This window comes from Streptomyces sp. 142MFCol3.1 (genome assembly GCF_000424945.1).
Classification (GTDB): Bacteria; Actinomycetota; Actinomycetes; order Streptomycetales; family Streptomycetaceae; genus Streptomyces; species Streptomyces siamensis.
In genome coordinates, this window is record NZ_AUKV01000003.1 from 167,926 (window position 1) to 188,793 (window position 20,868).

14 protein-coding genes and 1 pseudogene are annotated in these 20,868 nt (G+C 71.5%); 8 read left to right on the top strand and 7 right to left on the bottom strand.

The features are described 5' to 3' along the window. Positions 1 to 118 precede the first annotated feature (118 nt). The gene (locus tag H305_RS0105370; RefSeq protein WP_028799512.1) at positions 119 to 2,236 is read left to right on the top strand and encodes a sulfatase; all 2,118 of its coding nucleotides are present in this window, start codon (positions 119 to 121) and stop codon (positions 2,234 to 2,236) included. Between the two features lie 60 nt (positions 2,237 to 2,296). Here the strand turns inward: H305_RS0105370 and H305_RS0105375 are convergent, their stop codons facing one another. After that, on the bottom strand, positions 2,297 to 3,085 hold the full coding sequence (locus H305_RS0105375) for an IclR family transcriptional regulator (RefSeq protein ID WP_028799513.1): 789 nt from the start codon (positions 3,083 to 3,085) through the stop codon (positions 2,297 to 2,299). Positions 3,086 to 3,188: 103 nt separating this feature from the next. Here H305_RS0105375 and H305_RS0105380 point away from each other — a divergent pair, with 103 nt between their 5' ends. From H305_RS0105380 to paaK, 5 genes and pseudogenes are all read left to right on the top strand, one after another. After that, positions 3,189 to 4,151 carry a 5-dehydro-4-deoxyglucarate dehydratase gene (locus H305_RS0105380; RefSeq protein WP_028799514.1) on the top strand — a complete coding sequence of 321 codons (963 nt, stop codon included), beginning with the start codon at positions 3,189 to 3,191 and terminating at the stop codon, positions 4,149 to 4,151. Between the two features lie 97 nt (positions 4,152 to 4,248). Next, positions 4,249 to 4,476 carry a hypothetical protein gene (locus H305_RS54445; protein WP_420708021.1) on the top strand — a complete coding sequence of 76 codons (228 nt, stop codon included), beginning with the start codon at positions 4,249 to 4,251 and terminating at the stop codon, positions 4,474 to 4,476. Next, positions 4,434 to 4,943: pseudogene (locus H305_RS44535) on the top strand (gluconate permease); the annotation flags it as partial. The gene H305_RS54445 and the pseudogene H305_RS44535, both read left to right, overlap by 43 nt. A gap of 52 nt (positions 4,944 to 4,995) precedes the next feature. Continuing rightward, positions 4,996 to 6,333, top strand: a complete 1,338-nt coding sequence (locus H305_RS0105390) for an enolase C-terminal domain-like protein (RefSeq protein ID WP_028799515.1) — start codon at positions 4,996 to 4,998, stop codon at positions 6,331 to 6,333. A 316-nt stretch (positions 6,334 to 6,649) separates the two neighbouring features. After that, positions 6,650 to 7,963, top strand: coding sequence for a phenylacetate--CoA ligase PaaK (gene paaK, locus H305_RS0105395; protein ID WP_028799516.1), 1,314 nt, complete (start codon positions 6,650 to 6,652; stop codon positions 7,961 to 7,963). Positions 7,964 to 8,032: 69 nt separating this feature from the next. Here the strand turns inward: paaK and H305_RS0105400 are convergent, their stop codons facing one another. Then, positions 8,033 to 9,532: an acyl-CoA synthetase gene (locus H305_RS0105400; protein ID WP_028799517.1), complete on the bottom strand. Its 1,500-nt coding sequence runs from the start codon at positions 9,530 to 9,532 to the stop codon at positions 8,033 to 8,035. 175 nt (positions 9,533 to 9,707) lie between these two features. Between H305_RS0105400 and H305_RS0105405 the strand changes: the two genes are divergently transcribed. Continuing rightward, positions 9,708 to 12,146 carry a penicillin acylase family protein gene (locus tag H305_RS0105405; RefSeq protein WP_028799518.1) on the top strand — a complete coding sequence of 813 codons (2,439 nt, stop codon included), beginning with the start codon at positions 9,708 to 9,710 and terminating at the stop codon, positions 12,144 to 12,146. Positions 12,147 to 12,207: 61 nt separating this feature from the next. Here the strand turns inward: H305_RS0105405 and H305_RS0105410 are convergent, their stop codons facing one another. From H305_RS0105410 to H305_RS0105425, 4 genes are all read right to left on the bottom strand, one after another. After that, the gene (locus H305_RS0105410) at positions 12,208 to 13,074 is read right to left on the bottom strand and encodes an RNA polymerase sigma-70 factor (protein ID WP_028799519.1); all 867 of its coding nucleotides are present in this window, start codon (positions 13,072 to 13,074) and stop codon (positions 12,208 to 12,210) included. Between the two features lie 48 nt (positions 13,075 to 13,122). After that, positions 13,123 to 14,043, bottom strand: coding sequence for an NAD-dependent epimerase/dehydratase family protein (locus H305_RS0105415; RefSeq protein WP_028799520.1), 921 nt, complete (start codon positions 14,041 to 14,043; stop codon positions 13,123 to 13,125). A 116-nt stretch (positions 14,044 to 14,159) separates the two neighbouring features. Next, the gene (locus H305_RS0105420) at positions 14,160 to 15,710 is read right to left on the bottom strand and encodes an acyl-CoA synthetase (protein ID WP_028799521.1); all 1,551 of its coding nucleotides are present in this window, start codon (positions 15,708 to 15,710) and stop codon (positions 14,160 to 14,162) included. Next, positions 15,707 to 16,819 (bottom strand): nitronate monooxygenase, encoded by a 1,113-nt coding sequence (locus H305_RS0105425; protein WP_028799522.1) that lies wholly within the window; start codon positions 16,817 to 16,819, stop codon positions 15,707 to 15,709. The genes H305_RS0105420 and H305_RS0105425 overlap by 4 nt, the downstream gene beginning before the upstream one ends. Before the next feature lie 168 nt (positions 16,820 to 16,987). Between H305_RS0105425 and H305_RS0105430 the strand changes: the two genes are divergently transcribed. Then, on the top strand, positions 16,988 to 18,775 hold the full coding sequence (locus H305_RS0105430) for a serine hydrolase domain-containing protein (protein WP_028799523.1): 1,788 nt from the start codon (positions 16,988 to 16,990) through the stop codon (positions 18,773 to 18,775). Positions 18,776 to 19,141: 366 nt separating this feature from the next. Here the strand turns inward: H305_RS0105430 and H305_RS0105435 are convergent, their stop codons facing one another. Then, positions 19,142 to 20,707, bottom strand: coding sequence for a phytoene desaturase family protein (locus tag H305_RS0105435; RefSeq protein WP_037762503.1), 1,566 nt, complete (start codon positions 20,705 to 20,707; stop codon positions 19,142 to 19,144). Positions 20,708 to 20,868 lie beyond the last annotated feature (161 nt).

The window sequence follows — 20,868 nt, forward strand, 5'->3', positions numbered from 1 at the left end:
CATTGACCTTCCGCTTGAACACCAGGTGAACCCCGGACGTACGCATGATCGCGGCCTCTGATCTGCCCCGAGCCCGGTCTGCCGCGTCGACGCCGGGCTTCGCACGGAAGGACCTTCGGTGTCGCACTCCACGCGCACTCGTCAGCTGCCGCAACGGCCGGACACGGAACCGGAACCGGATACGGACGCCGGTACGGGGGTCGCGGCGCGCACGGACGGCGACGGGGCTTCCGGCGCGGACGTGGACGCCGGTGTGCGCGCAGACGCGGACGGGACCTCCGGCTCGGACGCGAACGCCGGCGCGGACGCGGACACGGCCACCGAGAAGTACGCGGACGGCACTTCGGAGCGGGAGACGGAGTCGGAGCCGGATACGAGGCCGGAGGCGGACACGACACCGGAGCCGGACGTGGTCACGGAGCCGGACACGGCACCGGAGCCGGGCACGGACACCTCGACCGACGACGAGCCCGAGGCGCCCGCAGCGATCGACGAGGAGCCGGAGGCGCCCACGGAAGCCGACGCCTTTGCCGTGCAGGCCGACGGGCCGTCAGGACGGCCGGGCTGGTGGGGCTGGCGGTTCAGGTACCCGCGGGCGGCGCGCGCCGTGACCGTCGGCACCACGGCCCTGGCCGGAGTCCTGGTGCTCTTCGCCCTGCTCGTGCCGAACCAGCTCGACCGCCTCGCGCCCGACGCCTTCCTGCGGATCCCCGTCGAGGGAGTCCTGCTCGCCGGTCTGCTGCTGGTGCTGCCACCGCGGCCCCGGCGGATCGCGGCGGTCGTGGTCGGGCTGCTCCTCGGCCTGGTGACCATCCTGAAGTTCGTCGACATGGGCTTCTACTCGGTGCTGGCGAGGCCCTTCGACCTCGTCCTGGACTGGATCCTGTTCGACGACGCCGCCGAGTGGGTCAAGGAGTCCTTCGGGAAGACCGGCGAGGTGGTCGCCGTGATCGCGGTCCTCGCACTGGTCGTCGTCCTGCTCGCCCTCATGACCCTCGCCGTCGTGCGCCTGAGCGATCTCATGGCCCGTCACCGCCCCGTCGCCACGCGCACCGTGCTCGTCCTCGGTACCGCGTGGATCACCTGCGTGACGGTCGGCGTGCAGTTCACCGACGTACCCGTGGCCTCGCAGATCAACGCGGAGCTGGTGAAGAACCGCGTGCACCAGGTGCGGGCGGGCCTGCGCGACGGGAAGGTGTTCGCCGAGCAGGCGTCCGTCGACGCGTTCGCGGACACACCGCCCGACCAGTTGCTGACGGGCCTGCGAGGCAAGGACGTCCTGTTCACCTTCATCGAGAGCTACGGCCGCACGGCGATCGACGACCCCGCGATGGCCGGCCAGGTCGGCTCGGTGCTGTCCGAAGGGACGAAGTCGCTGAAGGCGGCCGGGTTCGCCTCCCGCAGCGCCTGGCTCCGCTCCCCGGTCACGGGCGCCGGGAGCTGGCTCGCGCACTCCACCTTCCTGTCCGGCCTGTGGATCAAGAACCAGCAGCGCTACCGGAGTCTGACCACCAGCGACCGGCACACCCTGACGAGCTACTTCCAGAAGTCCGGGGCCTGGCGCACGGTCGGCATCGTGCCGGGTGTCCGCCGCGCGTGGCCCGAGGGCAAGTTCTTCGGCCTCGACCACATCTACGACTCCGAGCATCTCGGCTACCACGGCCCGTACTTCAGCTGGACGCCCGTGCCGGACCAGTTCAGCCTGGAGGCCTTCGAGCGCCTGGAGCACGGCAAGAAGGACCGCAAGCCGATGATGGCGGAGATCATCCTGGCGTCGAGCCACAACCCCTGGGCTCCGGTCGCCCACATGATCGACTGGAACGCCCTCGGTGACGGATCGGTCTTCGAGCAGATCAAGAAGGAGGGCAAGGACCCCAAGGAGGTCTGGAAGAACCACGAGAGCGTGCGCACCGAGTACCGGCACGCCATCGAGTACTCGCTGCACAGTCTCATCGAGTACGTGGAGCGGTACGGCGACAAGAACACCGTGCTGGTCTTCCTCGGCGACCACCAGCCCGTCCCCACCGTCACGGCCGGCAGTACGAGCCGCGACGTGCCCGTCACCATCGTCGCGCACGACTCCAAGATCCTGGACCGGATATCCGACTGGGGCTGGACGGACGGCCTCAAGCCGGCGAAGAACGCCCCGGAGTGGCGCATGGACACCTTCCGCGACCGCTTCATGACGGCGTACGGCTCGCGTCCCGGCACATCCGGGGCGGCCTCCGCACGCTGACGCACGATCCGCCGCCCGGCGGGAGCGCGCCGATCGGTGACCGGGCCCGCAGCTGCCCGGTCACCGCCAGTCCGGAGCCCCCGAAGCGGGCGGCACCAGTGCTTCGATCCTCGATCGGATCTCCCCCATGACGGAGACGACGAGGAGCTCGTGGTCCGCGGTCAGCCGGTCCAGAGGGACGGAGCAGCTGACGGCGTCGACGGCCGGGGTGTCGTAGCGCAGGGCGAAGCCGAAGCCCGCGATGCCGGTGACGGTCTCCTCCCGGTCGACGGAGTGGCCGCGCTCGCGTACCGCCGCCAGATCGGCGAGCAGCGTGGTGCGCTCCGTGCGGGTGTTCTCGGTGAGGGCCGCCAGCGGTCCGGTGGGCAAGGGGAGCGCGTCGTCCGGGCGTTCGGCGAGCAGCGCCTTGCCGAGGGCGTTGGCGTGGGCGGGGATCCGCCGGCCGACGCGGCTGATGGTGCGCGGGTACTCATGGGACTCGCGGGTCGCGAGGTAGACGACGTCGGATCCGTCGAGCCGCGCCATGTGGACGGTTTCTCCGAGGGCGTCCGAGGCCTCGTCGAGGTACGGGCGGACCATGCGCACGCGGCGGTCGCTGTCGAGATAGCTGGTGCCCGTGAGCAGAGCCCGGATCCCGATGCCGTAGAGGGATCCCGTGGAGTCCGTGCGCACCCAGCCGCAGTCGACGAGTGTCCGGAGCAGCTGGTACATGCTGCTGCGCGGCACCCCCAGTTCCTCGGCCAGCTCGTCCAAGCGTGAGGGGTGGTCGCCACGGTCTGCCAGCAGCTCCAGCAACGCGACCGTTCGGGCCGCCGACTTCACGCCGCGGACCCCTGAGCTCTCCGGCATGGGCCCATCGTAGATCCGCGTCGCCGCACCCATTGACCTTCACGGTTCACGAATCTAGCCTCCATTCTCATACATGGACACCATCTGCATACGAGGATGAGAGATGACAGGGTTCAGCGTGGAGGCCGAAGCCGTGGCGCAGCGACTGCGGGACGGCATGGCGGGCGGGGTGCTGTCCTTCCCGCTCACGAGCTTCCGGGAGGACGGCGACCTCGACCCGGAGGCGTACCGGGCCTATCTGACGGACCAGTTGGCCACCGGACCGGGCGCGGTGTTCCCCGCCTGCGGGACCGGTGAGTTCGGCGCGCTGGACGAGGACGAGTACCGCACGGTCGTCGAGACAACTGTCGAGGTCGCCGACGGCCGGCTCCCCGTCGTCGCCGGCATCGGCTACGGGTGGGCCCAGGCACGGCGGTTCGCCCGCATCGCCGAGGAGGCCGGCGCGGACGCCGCGCTCGTGCTCCCGCACTACCTGGTCGAGGCCCCGCAGGACGGCCTGGTCGAGCAGCTGCGCCGGATCGCCGCCGGCACCCGGCTGCCACTCATCGCGTACCAGCGCGGCCCGGTCGCCTTCACACCCGAAGGCCTGCGCCGGATCGCCGGAATCCCGACGGTCATCGGCCTGAAGGACGGGCACTGCGACCTCGACCGGCTGCAGCGACTGACGCTCGCCGCCCCCGACGGCTTCCTCTTCTTCAACGGCGCCGCCACCGCCGAGATCCAGGCCCGGGCGTACGCCACCGTCGGCGTCCCCGCCTACTCGTCCGCGGTGCACGCCTTCGCGCCGGAGATCGCGGGTGCCTTCTTCTCCGCCCTGCGGGACGGCGACGAGACGACCCTCAGCAAGCTGCTGCGCGACTTCTACATTCCGCTCGTCGAACTGCGCGACCGCGTGCCCGGGTACGCCGTGTCACTCGTCAAGGCCGCCGCCCGGCTGCGCGGCCTCCGGGTCGGCGCCGTGCGCGCGCCGCTCACCGACCCCGGCCCGGCCGACCTCGCCGAGCTGGAGCGGATCCTCGACGCCGGCCTCCACCTCGTCGGAGCGATGCGCCGACCGGTCCGGTGACCGCGACGGGCCCGGACGGAACCCGGGCCGCCCCCAGATCGCCCGGCAGCCCGACCCACAGTTCACGAGACCCGCGGTTCAAAGGGGAACTGACTTCATGCCTCTGCGCGTAGTCGGAATCAGCGTGCTGATTCTGCTGCTCCTGATGACGAAGCTGCGACCGAACGGCTTCGCCGCCCTCCTCCTCGTGGCCGTAGGCGTCGGTGTCGTCCGCGGCATCCCGCTGGAGAGGATCCCGGACGTGTGTCGCCGATCTGGCCCCCGATGCCCTCCGACAGGAAGTGGGCGTTCGGACCGCGGATCGGCCGCAGCCTCGACGAGGTGAGCGCCTCCTGCACCTCCGCCGCGAAGACCATGGCGATGATCCGCCTGGCCATCGGCGCGGGCGGCGCCTTCAAGAACGTGCTCGTCGAAGGCGGGATATCCGACTACATCAAGGACGCCACCGCGCACCTGTCGATCTCGCTGATCGTCCTCGCCTGGCTGATCGCGGTCATCCTGTGCATCGCTCTCGGCTCGGCCACGGTCGCCGTGGTCACGGCCTCCGGCGTGGTGCTGCCGCTGCCGGCCGGAAGCGGGACGCACCCGGAGATGATGGTGCTCGCCGTCTCCTGCGGCTCGATCGCCTTCTCCCACGTCAACGATCCCGGCTTCTGGCCGTTCAAGGAGTACTTCAACCTGTCCGCCATCAACGCGATCAAGGTCCGGACCAGCTACACGACGGTGCTCGCGGCGCTCGGCCTCGGCGGTGTCCCGGCCGTCGAGTGGGCGCTGGACGTGCTCAGCCTCTGACCTCTCCGTTCTTGCCCCCCCAGCCCGTATCGCCCTGTATGCAAGGATTTCCATGAGAACGAGCCAGCAGCCGACCGTCACCGAGTTCTCCGTCTACCCCGTCGCCGGACGGGACTGCATGGAGCTGAACCTGTCGGGCGCCCACGGCCCCTACTTCACCCGAAACGTGATCGTCCTCAAGGACTCCGAGGGCCGTACGGGCCTCGGCGAGGTGCCCGGCGGCGAGAAGATCACACAGACGCTGCGCGATGCCGCACCGCTCGTCGTCGGTGCCGGGGTGGGCGACTACAAGCGCGTCCTGCGGGAGATCGGGAACCGCTTCGCGGACCGCGACGCCGGCGGGCGCGGCGCCCAGACCTTCGATCTGCGCACCACCGTGCACGCGGTCACCGCCGTCGAGTCGGCGCTGCTCGACCTGCTGGGCCAGCACCTGGACGTGCCGGTCGCGGCACTGCTCGGCGACGGGCAGCAGCGCGACTCCGTACGGGTTCTGGGCTACCTCTTCTACGTCGGCGACCCGGGCCGCACCGATCTGGACTACGTCCGCGAGCCCTCTTCCGACGTGGAGTGGTACCGCGTCCGGCACGAGGAGGCCCTCACCCCCGAGGCGATCGTCCGGCAGGCCGAGACGGCGTACGACCTGTACGGCTTCCGGGACTTCAAGCTCAAGGGCGGCGTCCTGGAGGGCGCCGAGGAGGTCAAGGCCGTGCGGGCCCTCAAGGCCCGCTTCCCCGAGGCCCGGATCACGCTGGACCCCAACGGCGCGTGGTCGCTGCGCGAGGCCGTCGAGCTGTGCGCGCCCCTGGTCGGCACGCTCGCCTACGCGGAGGACCCCTGCGGGGCCGAGGGCGGCTACTCCGGGCGCGAGATCCTCGCCGAGTTCCGCCGGGCCACCGGGTTGCCGACCGCGACCAACATGATCGCCACCGACTGGCGGCAGCTGACGCACGCCCTGGCCCTCCAGTCCGTCTCCATTCCGTTGGCCGACCCGCACTTCTGGACCATGCAGGGCTCGGTCCGGGTGGCCCAGCTGTGCAATGCCATGGGCCTGACCTGGGGCTGCCACTCGAACAACCACTTCGACATCTCGCTCGCCATGGTCACGCACTGCGGGGCGGCGGCGCCGGGCGAGTACAACGCGCTCGACACGCACTGGATCTGGCAGGAGGGCCTGGAACGGCTCACCGTCGAGCCGCCGCGCATCGTCGGCGGCGAGATCGCCGTCTCCGACGCCCCCGGCCTGGGCGTCCGCCTCGACATGGACCGCCTGCTCGCGGCCCACGAGCTCTACCGGGAGAAGGCCCTGGGCGCCCGCGACGACGCCGTCGGCATGCGCTACCTCGTCCCGGACTGGCGATTCGACCCGAAGCGTCCCTGCCTGGTGCGCTAGGGGGCACGCCCCGGCCATCGCGGGACCTCGGTGGCCGGGCCCCGCCGCATCCCCGGGGCGACCGGCCGGCAGACCGGGCCGTGAGCCGACGGGGCCGGGGGTACGCGAGGCCGTAGGGCCGGGGTACGCGAGGGTGTGGGGCCGGGGCAGAGGCTCCCGGCCGCGGTCCCGGTCTGCCGCCGCGCAGGGGCCCGGCGCGAGAAAATCCCGGCCACCCCCTTGTACGAGGACCGGTGAGCCTGAATTACTGATCCCGAACAGATCGACCGAATGATCGGTCGCCCGGAATGATGCGGTTGGTGAGGGAGGATTCCCCATGGCGGATTCCACGGGACCGAAGGACCTGCTGGACGCGGCCGAGCGGCTGGACGCGGACGGGCTGCGGGCGCTCCAGCTGGAGCGGATGCGGGCGTCGCTGCGGCACGCGTACGAGAACGTGCCGTTCTACCGGGAGTCCTTCGACAAGGCGGGAGTCGGCCCGGACGACTGCCGTTCGCTCGCCGATCTGGCGCGCTTCCCGTTCACCACGAAGGCCGACCTGCGCGAGAACTACCCGTACGGGATGTTCGCCGTCCCGCAGGACCGGATCCGGCGTCTGCACGCGTCGAGCGGCACGACCGGACGGCCGACGGTGGTCGGCTACACGGAGAACGACCTGTCGATGTGGGCCGACATGGTGGCCCGCTCCATCCGCGCGGCCGGCGGCCGGCCCGGCGACAAGGCGCACATCGCCTACGGCTACGGGCTCTTCACCGGCGGTCTCGGTGCCCACTACGGCGCCGAACGGCTCGGCTGCACGGTCATCCCCGCCTCCGGAGGCATGACCGCCCGCCAGGTCCAGCTGATCCAGGACCTGAAGCCCGAGATCATCATGGTGACGCCCTCCTACATGCTGACCCTGCTCGACGAGTTCGAGCGGCAGGGCATCGACCCGCGCGGCACATCGCTGCGCGTGGGCATCTTCGGCGCGGAGCCCTGGACCCAGGAGATGCGGCGCGAGATCGAGGAGCGGTTCGCCATCGACGCGGTCGACATCTACGGCCTGTCGGAGGTGATCGGCCCGGGAGTCGCCCAGGAGTGTGTGGAGACCAAGGACGGGCTGCACATCTGGGAGGACCACTTCTATCCGGAGGTCGTCGACCCGATCACCGGTGAGGTGCTCCCGGACGGCGCGGAGGGCGAGCTGGTCTTCACCTCGCTCACCAAGGAGGCCATGCCCGTCATCCGTTACCGGACAAGGGACTTGACGCGGCTGCTGCCCGGCACGGCACGGGTCTTCCGGCGCATGGAGAAGATCACCGGCCGCAGCGACGACATGGTGATCCTCCGCGGGGTCAACCTCTTCCCCACGCAGATCGAGGAGATCGTGCTGCGCACGCCGGGGGTGGCCCCGCACTTCCAGCTGAGGCTGACCCGGGAGGGCCGCCTCGACGCGCTGACCGTGCGGGCCGAGGCGCGCTCCGGCGCCACGCCCGAGATCCGCGACGCCGCGGCGCGGGCGATCAAGGCGGCGGTGAAGGACGGGGTCGGTGTGTCGGTCTCGGTCGAGATCGTCGAACCGGAGTCGCTGGAGCGGTCGGTGGGCAAGATCAAGCGGATCATGGACCTGCGGGAACGACGGACGTCGTGAGCCACGGGCTCCTGAGGCCCGTCCGGCAGTTCCCGGCGTCGCCGGGCGGGCGGGAGCCGTCGGACAGGGCTAGTCCTCGCCGAAGCGGTCCCGCAGCTCCCGTTTGAGGATCTTCCCGCTGGCGTTGCGCGGCAGCTCGTCCACGAACAGGACCCTCTTGGGTGCCTTGAAGTGGGCGAGCTTCTCGCGTGCGTGGGCGACGAGTTCGGCCTCGGTCACCTCGCCGCGGGCGACGACCACGGCGGTGACGGCCTCGATCCAGCGCTCGTCGGGCAGCCCGATCACGGCGACCTCGGCGACCTTCTCGTGCGTGTACAGCGCGTCCTCGACCTGCCGCGAGGCCACCAGTACGCCACCGGAGTTGATGACGTCCTTCACCCGGTCGACGACGGTGAAGTAGCCGTCGGCGTCGCGCACGGCGAGGTCCCCCGAGTGGAACCAGCCGTCACGGAAGGCCTCGGCGGTCTCCTCCGGCTTGGCCCAGTAGCCTTCGCACAACTGCGGTGATCGGTAGACGACTTCGCCCGGCGTCCCGTCGGGCACGTCCTTGCCGTCCTCATCGACCACCCTCGCATCCACGAACAGCACGGTGCGTCCGCAGGAGTCCATCCGCCCCTTGTGCTCGTCGGGCCCGAGGACGGTGGCCAGCGGTCCGATCTCGCTCTGGCCGAAGCAGTTGTAGAAGGCCAGCTTCGGCAGTCGTTCGCGCAGCCTCTCCAGGACGGGTACCGGCATGATCGACGCTCCGTAGTACGCCTTGCGCAGCCCTGCGAGGTCGCGGGTCGCGAAGTCGTGCCGGTTCGCCAGACCGATCCACACGGTGGGCGGTGCGAACAGGCTGTCCGCGCGGCCCGCCTCGATCAGGTCGAAGAGACGGTCCCCGTCGGGCGCGTCGAGGATGATGTTCGACGCGCCGACCGCGAGGTACGGAAGCAGGAAGACGTGCATCTGCGCCGAGTGGTAGAGCGGCAGCGAGTGCACGGGCCGGTCCCCCGCGCTCAGATCGAGGGCCGTGATCGCGCTCAGGTACTCGTGCACCAGGGCGCGGTGCGTCATCATCGCGCCCTTGGGCAGGGCGGTGGTGCCTGAGGTGTAGAGCAGCTGCACCAGCGTGTCGCCGCGCGGCTCGTCGCCGTCGTACGGGACGGCCGATTCCAGCCGGGCGAGCAGTGAGTCGTCGGTGTCCCGCAGCGCCAGGGTGCGCACGCCGTCGGGGAGCCCGGCCGCGAGGTCCGGGTCGGCCAGGACCAGGGTGCTGCCGGACTGCCCGACGATGTAGGCGAGGTCGTCGCCGGTCAGGTTCTGGTTGACCGGGACGTGCACGAGTCCGGCGCGGGCGCAGGCGAGGAAGCCGATCAGGTACGCATCGGAGTTGTGTCCGTAGGCGCCGACCCGGTCGCCGGGGGTGAGCCCCTGTCCAAGGAGCACGCTCGCCGCACGGGAGACCGCGTCGTCGAGTTCCGCGTACGTCCACGAGCGCTCGCGGTAGTCGACCGCTGTGCGTGCCGGGGTGCGCCGGGCGCTGCGGCGCAGCACCCCGTCAACCGTGCTGCCCTGTCCTGGCGTCATGACACATGATCCTCGGTCCGCGGCACGAGGGAGGTCAAGACGAAGGCACCGGGGTCTCGTCCGGATGCCCGGCGGCGCGCGGCCCGCGCAGCGGGATCGCGACGGACCCCTCTCCGGACGACATACCCATTGGTACGCTCAACCGCCCTTTCCTCCAATGATGTTGGGAGGCACGATGCGCACCCGCCTGAGACGGTTCGTGGTCACGGCCGTCGCCCTGCTCACCGCCACGGCCACGCTGCCCGCGGCCGCGGCCGAGCGGCAGGACCGTCAGGAACATCCCTCGCACGGCGGCCTGTCGGCCGTGATCCGTTACACCGAGTACGGCATCCCGCACATCGTCGCGAAGGACTACGCGAACCTCGGCTTCGGCACCGGCTGGGCGCAGGCCGCCGACCAGGTGTGCACCCTCGCCGACGGTTTCGTGACGCTGCGCGGGGAGCGCTCCCGCTACTTCGGTCCCGACGCGGCGCCGGACGGTTCGCTGTCCTCGGCGGCCAGGAACCTCTCCAGCGACCTGTACTTCCGTGGTGTCCGGGAGGCGGGCACGGTGGAGAAGCTGCTCGCGGAACCCGCACCGCGGGGGCCCGGGCGCGACGCCGAGGATCTGATGCGCGGCTGGGCGGCCGGTTACAACGCCTGGCTCGCTCAGAACCGCGTCACCGATCCCGCGTGCCGGGGCGCCGACTGGGTCCGCCCGGTGACACAACTGGACGTGGCCGCACGGGGCTTCGCCCTGGCCGTGCTGGGCGGCCAGGGCAGGGGCATCGACGGCATCACCGCCGCGCAGCCGCCCGCGACGGCACCCGCCGCCCCGCAGGAGAAGGGCAGTGCGTCCGGGAACGCCGGGACCCCCAACGCCCAGGCCACCGCCCGGGCCGCCCGGGAGCTCTTCGACAACGCCGACATGGGGTCCAACGCGGTCGCCTTCAGCGGTGCCACGACGGCCAACGGCCGGGGCCTGCTGCTGGGCAACCCGCACTACCCCTGGCAGGACGGCCGTCGCTTCTGGCAGATGCAGCAGACCATCCCCGGGCGGCTGGACGTCCAGGGCGGGGCCCTGCTCGGTTCGGCGACGATATCCATCGGGCACACCGCCCGCGTCGCGTGGAGCCACACCGTCGCGACGGGCGTCACCCTCAACCTCCACCAGCTCACGCTGGATCCGGCCGATCCGACGTCGTACCTGGTGGACGGCAAGTCGGTGCGGATGACACGGCGGACCGTCACCGTCGCCGTGAAGGACGGCACGCCCGTGACGCGTACCCAGTGGTGGACGCGCTACGGCCCGGTCGTCACCTCGCTCGGTGCCCAGCTGCCGCTGCCCTGGACGTCCACCACGGCGTACGCGCTGGGCGACCCGAACGCGGCCAACCTGCGGGCCTCGGACACCGCGCTCGGCTTCGCCAAGGCACGCGACACGGCCGGCGTGCTCACCGCTCTGCGGCGCACCCAGGGGCTGCCCTGGGTGAACACGATCGCCGCCGACTCGGGCGGCCACTCGCTGTTCACCCAGTCCCAGGTGATCCCCCGCATCACCGACGACCTGGCACAGCGCTGCTCGACACCGCTCGGCAAGGTCACCTATCCGTCGTCCGGTGTCGCCGTCCTCGACGGCTCGCGCGGTGAATGCGCGCTGGGCAGCGACCCGGACGCCGTGCAGCCCGGGATCTTCGGACCGGCGAAGATGCCGGTGCTGCGGGACGCGCCGTACGCGGAGAACTCCAACGACAGCGCCTGGCTGGCCAACGCGGACCGGCCGGTCACCGGGTACGAGCGTGTCTTCGGCACGATCGGTACGCAACGGTCGATGCGCACGCGCGGCGCCGTCGAGGACGTGGCGGCGATGGCGGGCCGCGGCCGGCTGACCGTACGGGATCTCCAGGCGCAGCAGTTCGCGAACCGGGTGCCCGCGGGTGATCTGGCCGCGGACGACGTGGCGCGCGCGTGTGCCGCGCTGCCGGGCGGCACGGCGACCGGCAGCGAGGGCAAGGCCGTCGACGTGACCGAGGCGTGCGGTGTACTCGAGGCATGGGACCACTCCATGGACACCGGCAGCCGGGGCGCGCTGTTCTTCGACCGGTTCTGGCGGAAGCTGACGGCCGCGGTACCGGCCGCGCAGCTGTGGAAGGTGCCGTTCTCGGCGGCGGATCCGGTCCGTACCCCGAACACGCTGAACACCGGCGCGGCGGGCTTCGCCACGGCCCTCGCGGACACCGTGACGGAGTTGGGCGCGGCGGGCATCTCGCCGGACGAGAAGCTCGGCGCGCACCAGTTCGTCGTGCGCGGCGGCGAGCGCATCCCGGTGCCGGGCGGCACGGAGTCGCTCGGGGTGTGGAACAAGGTCGAGCCGGTGTGGAACCCGGCGGCCGGCGGTTACACCGAGGTGACCACCGGGTCGTCGTACATCCAGGCCGTCGGCTGGGACGGCAGCCGCTGCCCCGTCGCGCGCACGCTGCTGACGTACTCCCAGTCGTCGAACCCGAACTCGCCGCACCACAGCGATCAGACGCGGTTGTTCTCGGGTGAGCGCTGGGTCACGTCGCGGTTCTGCGAGAAGGACATCCTGTCCTCGCCGGGCCTCAGGGTGGTCCGGGTCGGCGAGTACCGCTGACGCCGCGCACGTGGGCCCCGCCCCGCAAAGGGTGGGGCCCACGTGCGTCAGGACCGCCGGTTCACCGGCCCACGTGGCCCAGCTTCTCGGGGTTGAGGACGGCGTAGACGCCGTCGATACGTCCCTCCTGCACGGAGATGGTGACGACCTGTTCGATGCCGTCGACCGCGAGCGCGAGGGCGGGAGCGCCGTTGGCCTCGACGACACGTGCCTCGCCGAACGGATAGCGGGCGACCAGTCCCGCGATGAAGGCGACCACGTGGTCGCGGCCCACTACCGGGCGCAGCGCCGCCCTGACCTTGCCGCCGCCGTCGTTCCAGGCGATCACGTCCTCGGCCAGCAGGTCGGTCAGACCGGTGAGGTCGCCGCTCTGCGCGGCCTCCAGGAAGCTCGCCAGCAGTTTGGCGTGGTCGTCCTCGGCGAGGGCGAACTTGTCCCGTCCCGAGGTGACCCGGCGGCTCGCGCGGTGGTGCATCTGACGGCAGTTCGACGCGGTCGTGTCCAGGATGCGCGCGATCTCGTCGTAGGGCAGGTCGAAGGCCTCCCGCAGGACGAACACCGCGCGCTCCGGGGGCGACAGACGTTCCATCAGATGCACGGTCGCGTAGGCCACCGTGTCGCGCAGCTCGGCGGTGTCGAGCGGGCCGAGCGCTCCCGTCGCGACGGGCTCGGGGAGCCACGGTCCGGTGTACGCCTCGCGGGTGACGCGGGCCGAGCGCAGTTGGTCCAGGGCGAGGCGGGTGACGACCGTGATGAGGAAGGCCCGTGGTTCGCGGACGTCCGCCCGGTCGGTGCAGGTCCAGCGGAGGTAGGCGTCCTGGACGACGTCCTCGGCGTCCCACATGCTGCCGAGCAGCCGGTAGGCGAGGCCGAGCAGCAGCGGGCGGTACGCCTCGAACTGCTCGGTCGCCTGCTCCGGAGTCTCCAACTCCTCATTCCTTTCCTGCGGTTCGGCGTACGGCCGGCTCCCTGCCGATCAGCGCCCGGCCGTCACACCATTCAACTCGGCGGCGAACCCGGCGCGCCAGGAGGCGTACCTCGGCCGCCAGTCGAGGGTGAGCACGGCGCGCGCGTTGTCGGCGCCGCGCAGCCCGTTCATGAAGGCCACTCCCCAGCTGCCGACGGCGAGCCGGGCGAGTGCCGCGGGTGCCTTCTTGGGTTCCTTGGCGCCGAGCATCCGGGCCAGCTCGGGCAGCCACTCGTGCAGCGCCACCGGGGTGTCGTCGACGATGTTCAGCGGGCCGCTCGCGGGCTTGTCGAGCGCGGCGATCACCGCGGTGGCGGCGTCGTGGGTGTGGGTGAAGGAGAACACCGAGTTCCCGCCGCCGACCAGCGGCACCTTCCCGGCCGAGACCTGCTGCACGAAGGAGCCGTCGGAGGCGTAGATGGTGCCGGGCCCGTAGAGGTGTCCGAAGCGCAGGACGGTGCCGCCCGCGTCGGCGGTGCGCAGCTCCAGCTCCTTGAGCGCCTCCAGGACCGGGACGAACTGCTTGGGCGGGCGCTGCCACAGCGGGGCGTCCTCGTCGGCGGCGCCCTGTCCGGCCGGGTCGTAGGCGTAGGCCAGGCCCTGGGCGACGATCTTCTTGACGCCCGCGTCGTGGGCGGCCTCGTACAGGTTGCGGGTGCCCTCGGTGCGCAGCCGGTTGGTCAGGGCGAAGTCGCGGGCGAGGTGGCGCGGGTCGATGGCGGCCGGGATGGCGGTGAGCATGTTCACGACCGCGTCGGGGGCCGCCTCTCGCACCGCCTTGTGCAGCGACGAGCGGTCGAGGGCGTCGGCGGCGACGGCGCCTTTGCCAGGGGTGCGGGAGAGGGCCACCACGTCGTGTCCGACCGAGGTGAGCAGCGGGACGAGTGCCCGTCCGATGACTCCGGTGGCTCCGGCGACGAGTACGCGCATGGGAATTCATCTCCTGAATGTCGGGCCCCCGGGCGGTACGGCGAGCCCCCGGGGGCGTTTCGGCATCAGGACGGGCGAGTGCGCCTCCACGTGACAGGTCACAAATGTGACCTGCGTCACATCGCTCGGGTGCGGCCCTCCCAGTAGGGGTCCCGCAGGCGCCGCTTGTACAGCTTTCCGTTGGGATCACGCGGCATGACCTCGATGAAGTCCACGCTCTTGGGGCGCTTGTACCCGGCGAGCCGCTGCTCGCAGTGGGCGAGGATCTCCGCGGCGAGCGCCGGGCCTGGTTCATGTCCCGGGGCGGGCTCCACCACGGCCTTCACCTCCTCGCCCCAGTCGTCGTGCGGGATGCCGAAGGCGGCCGCGTCGGCGACGGCGGGGTGGATGAGCAGCGCGGCCTCGATCTCGGCCGGGTAGATGTTGACCCCGCCCGAGATGATCATGTCGATCTTGCGGTCGCGGAGGAAGAGGTACCCGTCCTCGTCGAGATATCCGAGGTCGCCGACGGTGAAGAAGTCGCCGATGCGGTTCTTGTTCGTCTTGGCCTCGTCCTTGTGGTACGAGAATCCGCCGGTGCTCATCTTCATGTACACGGTGCCGAGCTCGCCCGGCGGCAGCTCCTTGCCGTCGTCGTCGAAGACGGCGAGTTCGCTGATGGGCCAGGCCTTTCCGACCGTGCCGGGCTTCTTGAGCCAGTCCTCGGCGGTCGCGAACGCACCTCCTCCCTCGCTCGCCGCGTAGTACTCCTCGACACTGTGGCCCCACCACTCGATCATGGCCCGTTTCACATGGTCGGGGCACGGGGCGGCGCCGTGGATCGCGTGCCGCATCGACGACACGTCGTAGCGCGCCCGCACCTCCTCCGGCAGCGCCAGCAGCCGGTGGAACTGGGTGGGGACCATGTGGGTGTGGGTGCACCGGTGCAGGTCGATGACGCGCAGCATCTCCTCGGGCGTCCATTTGTCCATGAGCGCCAGCCGGTGCCCGATGTGCAGGGACGCGCCGGCGAACTGGAGCACCGCGGTGTGGTAGAGCGGCGAGCACACCAGGTGCACGTTGCCGTCGAACGGCTTGATGCCGAAGATGGCGAGGAAGCCACCGAGATACGACTCCTCGGGGAGTTTGCCGGGCAACGGGCGCCGGATGCCGCGGGGGCGGCCCGTGGTGCCCGAGGTGTAGTTCATGACCCAGCCGAGGGTGCGGTCGGCGGGCGGTGACACGGGCTGCCCGTCGAGGAGTTCGGCGTAGGGCCGGAAGCCCTCGACCGCGCCCACGGCGTAGCGGTGCGAGGCCGGGAGCCCGGCCTCGTCGGCGGCCTTCCGGGCGGCGTCCGCGAACCGTTCGTGCGTGATGAGGACCTTGGCACCGGAGTCGGAGACGATCCAGGCGATCTCCGGGCCGACGAGATGGTGGTTGACGGGGACGAGGTAGAGGCCCGCCTGGGACGCGGCGAGGTAGGCGACGAAGAACTCGGCGCAGTTGGGCAGGACGACCGCGAAGGCGTCGCCGCGTTCGAGGCCCGCGGCGCGCAGTCCGTGGACGAGCCGGTTGGCCGCGTCGTGCAGCCGCCCCGCCGTCCACTCCTCTCCGTCCGGTGCGACGAGCGCCGTGCGCTCGGGGTCGGCGGCGGCCTGGGCCCAGAACCCGTTCGGCGGTGTGTTCACGAGCGCTCCTCCCTGCCCGCGATGCGGTTGATGCGGTCGACGGTCGTCTCGAAACCCCGCGTCAGGTCGTCGAACACGGCCTGGACACTGCGTTCGCTGTTCATCCGGCCGACGATCTGTCCGACCGGTGTGCCGAGCAGCGGCTCCACCTCGTACTTCTGGATGCGCGAGAGCGCCTCGGCCACCAGCAGCCCCTGGAGCGGCATGGGCAGCGTCCCGGGCCCCTCCGGGGAGTCCCAGGCATCGGTCCACTCGGTGCGCAGCTGACGGGCCGGTTTGCCGGTCAGCGCGCGGGAGCGGACGGTGTCGCCGGACCCCGCCGCCAGCAGTTTGCGGGTGACGGCACGCGAGTGCATCTCGGCCTCGGTGACGGTCAGCCACAGCGAACCGAGCCACACGCCCTGGGCCCCCAGACTGAGCGCCGCGGCGACCTGTTGTCCGCTGCCTATCCCGCCCGCGGCCAGGACCGGCAACGGAGCGACGGCGTCGACGACTTCGGGCGTCAGTACCATCGAGGCGATCTCACCGGTGTGCCCGCCGGCCTCGTAGCCCTGGGCCACGACGATGTCGATGCCCGCGTCGGCGTGCTTGCGGGCGTGGCGGGCGCTGCCCGCCAGGGCCGCGACGAGGACCGAGCGGTCATGGGCGCGCTCGACGACGTCGGCGGGCGGTGAACCCAGCGCGTTGGCGAGGAGTCTGATCGGATAGTCGAAGGCGACGTCGAGCTGGCCGCGGGCGACCTGTTCCATCCAGCCGGTGATGCGCCACCCGGACGCCTCGCCCTTCGCGAGCTCGGGCACGCCGTATTTGGCGAGGGTGTCCTCGACGTACTGGCGATGGCTTTCGGGGATCATCGCCTCGACCTCGGCCTCGGTGACGCCTTCCACCTTCTTCGCGGGCATGACCACGTCGAGGCCGTAGGGCCTGCCGCCGACGTGCGCCTCGATCCAGTCGAGGTCGCGGGCCAGTTCGTCCGGTGCGGTGTAGCGGACCGCGCCGAGCACCCCGAATCCGCCCGCGCGGCTGATGGCCGCGGCGACGGCGGGAAACGGCGTGAAGCCGAAGATGGCGTGCTCGACTCCCAGTCTCTTGCTCAGCTCCGTCTGCATGGGCGCAGGATGCCGCAGTCCTCCGGACGAGGGAAGGCCTTTACTGATGCTCCGTCAGATTTCGTCACGCGCACCCGGGAGGGTTGACACGAGCACGTCTGACAGGAAAGTTTCACTCCGCACACTGGGTCCGGAAAGATACTTTCAGGCGACGCGGGAGGCAGCTCGATGACCGAAGGCGCTGAGGAAAGAGCGGACGGCGGGCTGACCCGCCGTCAATGGGGCCGCGCCGTAATGGCCGTGGGCGGGGCGCTGGCCCTCGCCCCCTTCCCCGCAGGCCCGGCGATGGCCGCGCAGGAGAAGGGACACCGCGCGACACTGCACCACGGCACCGCCCGGGAGGCGGGCCTGCTCGGCGGTCATCTGGATCAACTGGTCACGGACGCCGAGGCGTTCCTCGCGCCCTCGCCCCGGCACCCCTGGTACGCGGGAGCGGTGCTCCTCGCCGGACGCGGCTCGACGGTGGCCCTGCACCGGCCGATCGGCATGGCCGTGCGCTACTCGGCGTACGACGACAAGACGGACACCGGCGTGGAGTTCCCGGCGGACCAGCAGATCCCGGCGACCGAGGACACCGTCTACGACCTCGCCTCCGTGTCGAAGCTGTTCACCTCCATCCTCGCGGTGCAGCAGATGGAGCGCGGCGCGCTGGAGCTGGAGGCGACCGTCGCCTCCTACCTCCCCGAGTTCGCGGGCGGCGGCAAACAGGACGTCACCATCCGTCAGCTCCTCACGCACACCTCCGGGTTCCGCGCCTGGATCCCCCTGTACAACGCGCCGACGCACGAGGGAAAACTCAAGCTCATCTGGGACGAGAAGCCCCTCAACCCGCCCGGCACCGTCTACCTCTACTCCGACCTGAACCTGATCTCACTGCAGCTGGTCCTGGAGAAGGTCACCGGCCGCACCCTCGACGTGCTCCTGCACGACGAGATAACCGCGCCGCTGGGCATGAGCCGCACCCGCTACAACCCGCCCGCCTCCTGGAAGCCGCGGATCGCCGCCACCGAGGACGCACGGCTTCCCTGGTCGGGGCTGAACCGCGGCCTCGTGTGGGGCGAGGTGCACGACGAGAACGCCTACTCCCTCGGCGGAGTGGCGGGGCACGCGGGTGTCTTCTCCTGCGCCTGGGACCTCGCGGTCCTCGGCCGCACACTGCTGAACGGCGGCACGTACGGCAAGGCCCGCATCCTGCGGCGGGAGACCGTCGACCTGATGTTCACGGACTTCAACACGGCCTTCCCCGGCGACGAGCACGGCCTCGGCTTCGAGCTCTACCAGCACTGGTACATGGGCGCGATGGCAACCCCGCGCACGGCGGGCCACACCGGCTTCACCGGCACCTCGATCGTCCTCGACCCGACGACCGACTCCTTCCTCGTCGTCCTCGGCAACTCCGTGCACCCGGTGCGCACCTGGCGATCCGGTTCCGCTCCCCGGGTCGCCGCCGCGACCAACCTGGCACGGGCCGTGCCGGTCCGCCCCGCCCGCGGACGTACGTCCTGGTTCTCCGGTACGGCGAACGCCACGACGGCCACCCTGACCCTGCCCCCGCTCGACACCGGCGCAAACCCCGCCCGTCTGCGCTGCGCCCTGTGGTGGGACACCGAACCACAGTCGGACCTCCTCTTCCTGGAGTCCTCGACCGACGACGGAGCCACCTGGCAACCGGTGCCGTTCACCACGGTGGCGCCCGGGGAGGAGTCTCAGGAGCATCCGGCCGGTACGGCCACCGGCTGGTCCGGACGCGTGTGGCACCGGCTCGTCGCCCAGGTGCCGCAGGCGCCACGGCTCACGCTGCGCTGGCGGTACACGACCGACCGCCTGTACGTCGGACGGGGCGCCTACGTCGACGGCCAGCGGGTCGAGAGCGGCGACCGTGTCTTCTTCGACGAGGCACGCCCGGCGGACGCCGCACGGATCGAGGCGGTCGGGTGGGTGGCGTCCCGGGACTGACGGCTCGCAGGTGACGGGTGTGCCGACCGCCCGGGCGGGACGCGGGGCGCCGGCCGCAGTGCGGGCGGCACGCTCGTGGACCGCCCGGGCGGGACGCGCCCGTAGCGGGCACCCGGTCCTGGCCCGCACGGACGTCACCGCGCCCGGCCCGGACAGCCGTCGCCGTACCCGGCCCGAGCAGCCGTCTCCGTTCCGGCCGGCAGGGTCGTCGCCGTACCCGGCCAGAAGGTCCTAGAAGCGTTCCGGTCGGCACGTTCGTGGAAGTGCCGGGCCGGCACGCCCGTCGGAGCGCCCGGCCGGCACGCTCGCGAGAGCGGCGCGGACGACACGCATGCGAGAGCGCCCGGGCGGCACCGCCCCCGCCCGTCAGCTCTGCCGGCCGGCCTCCTCCAGCACGGCCATCGCAGCGTTGTGTCCGGGAACTCCGCTCACTCCGCCGCCGCGCACCGCCCCCGCTCCGCACAGCAGCACGTTGGCGTGCCGGGTCTCGACGCCCCAGCGGCCCGTGCCCTCCTGCGTGTACGGGAAGGCGAGGTCGCGGTGGAAGATGTTGCCGCCCGGCAGCCGCAGGTCGCGCTCCAGGTCGAGCGGGGTCTTCGCCTCGATGCACGGGCGGCCGTCGGCGTCGGTGGCCAGGCAGTCGGCCAGCGGCTCCGCGAGATGGGCGTCCAGCTGCGCCAGCGTCGACTTCAGCAGCTCGTCCCGCACCGCGTCGTTGTCCCGTTCGAAGAGCCGGGCCGGAGTGTGCAGGCCGAACAGGGTGAGGGTCTGGTAGCCCTGGTCGACGAGGTCCTGGCCGAGGATGCTCGGGTCGGTGAGCGAGTGGCAGTAGATCTCGGAGGGCGGCGCGGCGGGCAGCTCTCCGGACGCGGCCTGCGCGTGGGCGGTCGCCAGCTGCTGGTACCCCTCGGCGATGTGGAAGGTCCCGGAGAACGCCTCGCGCGGGTCGACGGCGCTGTCACGCAGCCGGGGCAGCCGTTTGAGCAGCATGTTCACCTTGAGCTGGGCGCCCTCGGCCGGGGTGGGCGACTCGTCGCCGGTGAGGTGGGCGAGCTCCTGGGGCGACGCGTTGACGAGGACGTGCCGGGCCGCGACGACGCCCTCGCCGTCGGCGGTCCGGTAGGTGACCTCCGCGGACGTGCCGTCCGTCTCGACGCGGATCGCCTCGTGGCCGGTGGCGATCGTGACACCGGCGTTGCGGGCAGCGCCGACGATCGCGTCGGTGAGCGCCCCCATGCCGCCGACCGGCACGTCCCAGGCCCCGGTGCCGCCGCCGATCACGTGGTAGAGGAAACAGCGGTTCTGCCGCAGCGAGGAGTCGTGGGCGTCCGCGAAGGTCCCGATCAGGGCGTCGGTGAGGACGACACCGCGGACCAGGTCGTCGGCGAAGTACTCCTCCACCGCGGCGCCGACCGGCTCCTCGAAGAGCATCCGCCAGGCGTCCTCGTCGTCGACGCGGGCGCGCAGCTCCTCGCGCGTGGGCAGGGGTTCGGTGAGCGTCGGGAACACCCGCTCGGCGACGCGGCCGGTCATGCCGTAGAAGCGCTGCCAGGCCTCGTACTCGCGGTCGGAGCCGGTCAGCCGCGCGAACGCCTCGCGGGTGCGCCGCTCGCCGCCGCCGACGAGCAGCCCGGTGGGCCGGCCGTCGCGCTCGACGGGGGTGTAGGAGGAAATGGTGCGCCCGCGGACCCGGAAGTCGAGGCCGAGGTCCCGGACGATCTTCCGGGGCAGCAGGCTGACCAGGTACGAATAGCGCGAGAGGCGCGCGTCGACTCCGGCGAACGGACGGGTCGAGACGGCCGCGCCGCCGGTGTTCCCCAGACGTTCCAGAACCAGCACGGACCGTCCGGCCCGGGCCAGGTAGGCGGCGGCGACCAGTCCGTTGTGGCCACCGCCGACGATCACGGCGTCGTATCCCTCGTGTGCAGGCATGGTTCTTCGTAGCACGTGATGATCTACGTCGGCCAGGGGTGCGCGGCAAGCGGCGGGCGCCCGAGCGGGCGGGGGCGGTGCTGACTCGCCGTTCAGCGGAGGGCGAGCGTCCGGTGCTCGGCGGCGCCGACTCGCCGCCCGGCCGCCACCGAGGTACGCTG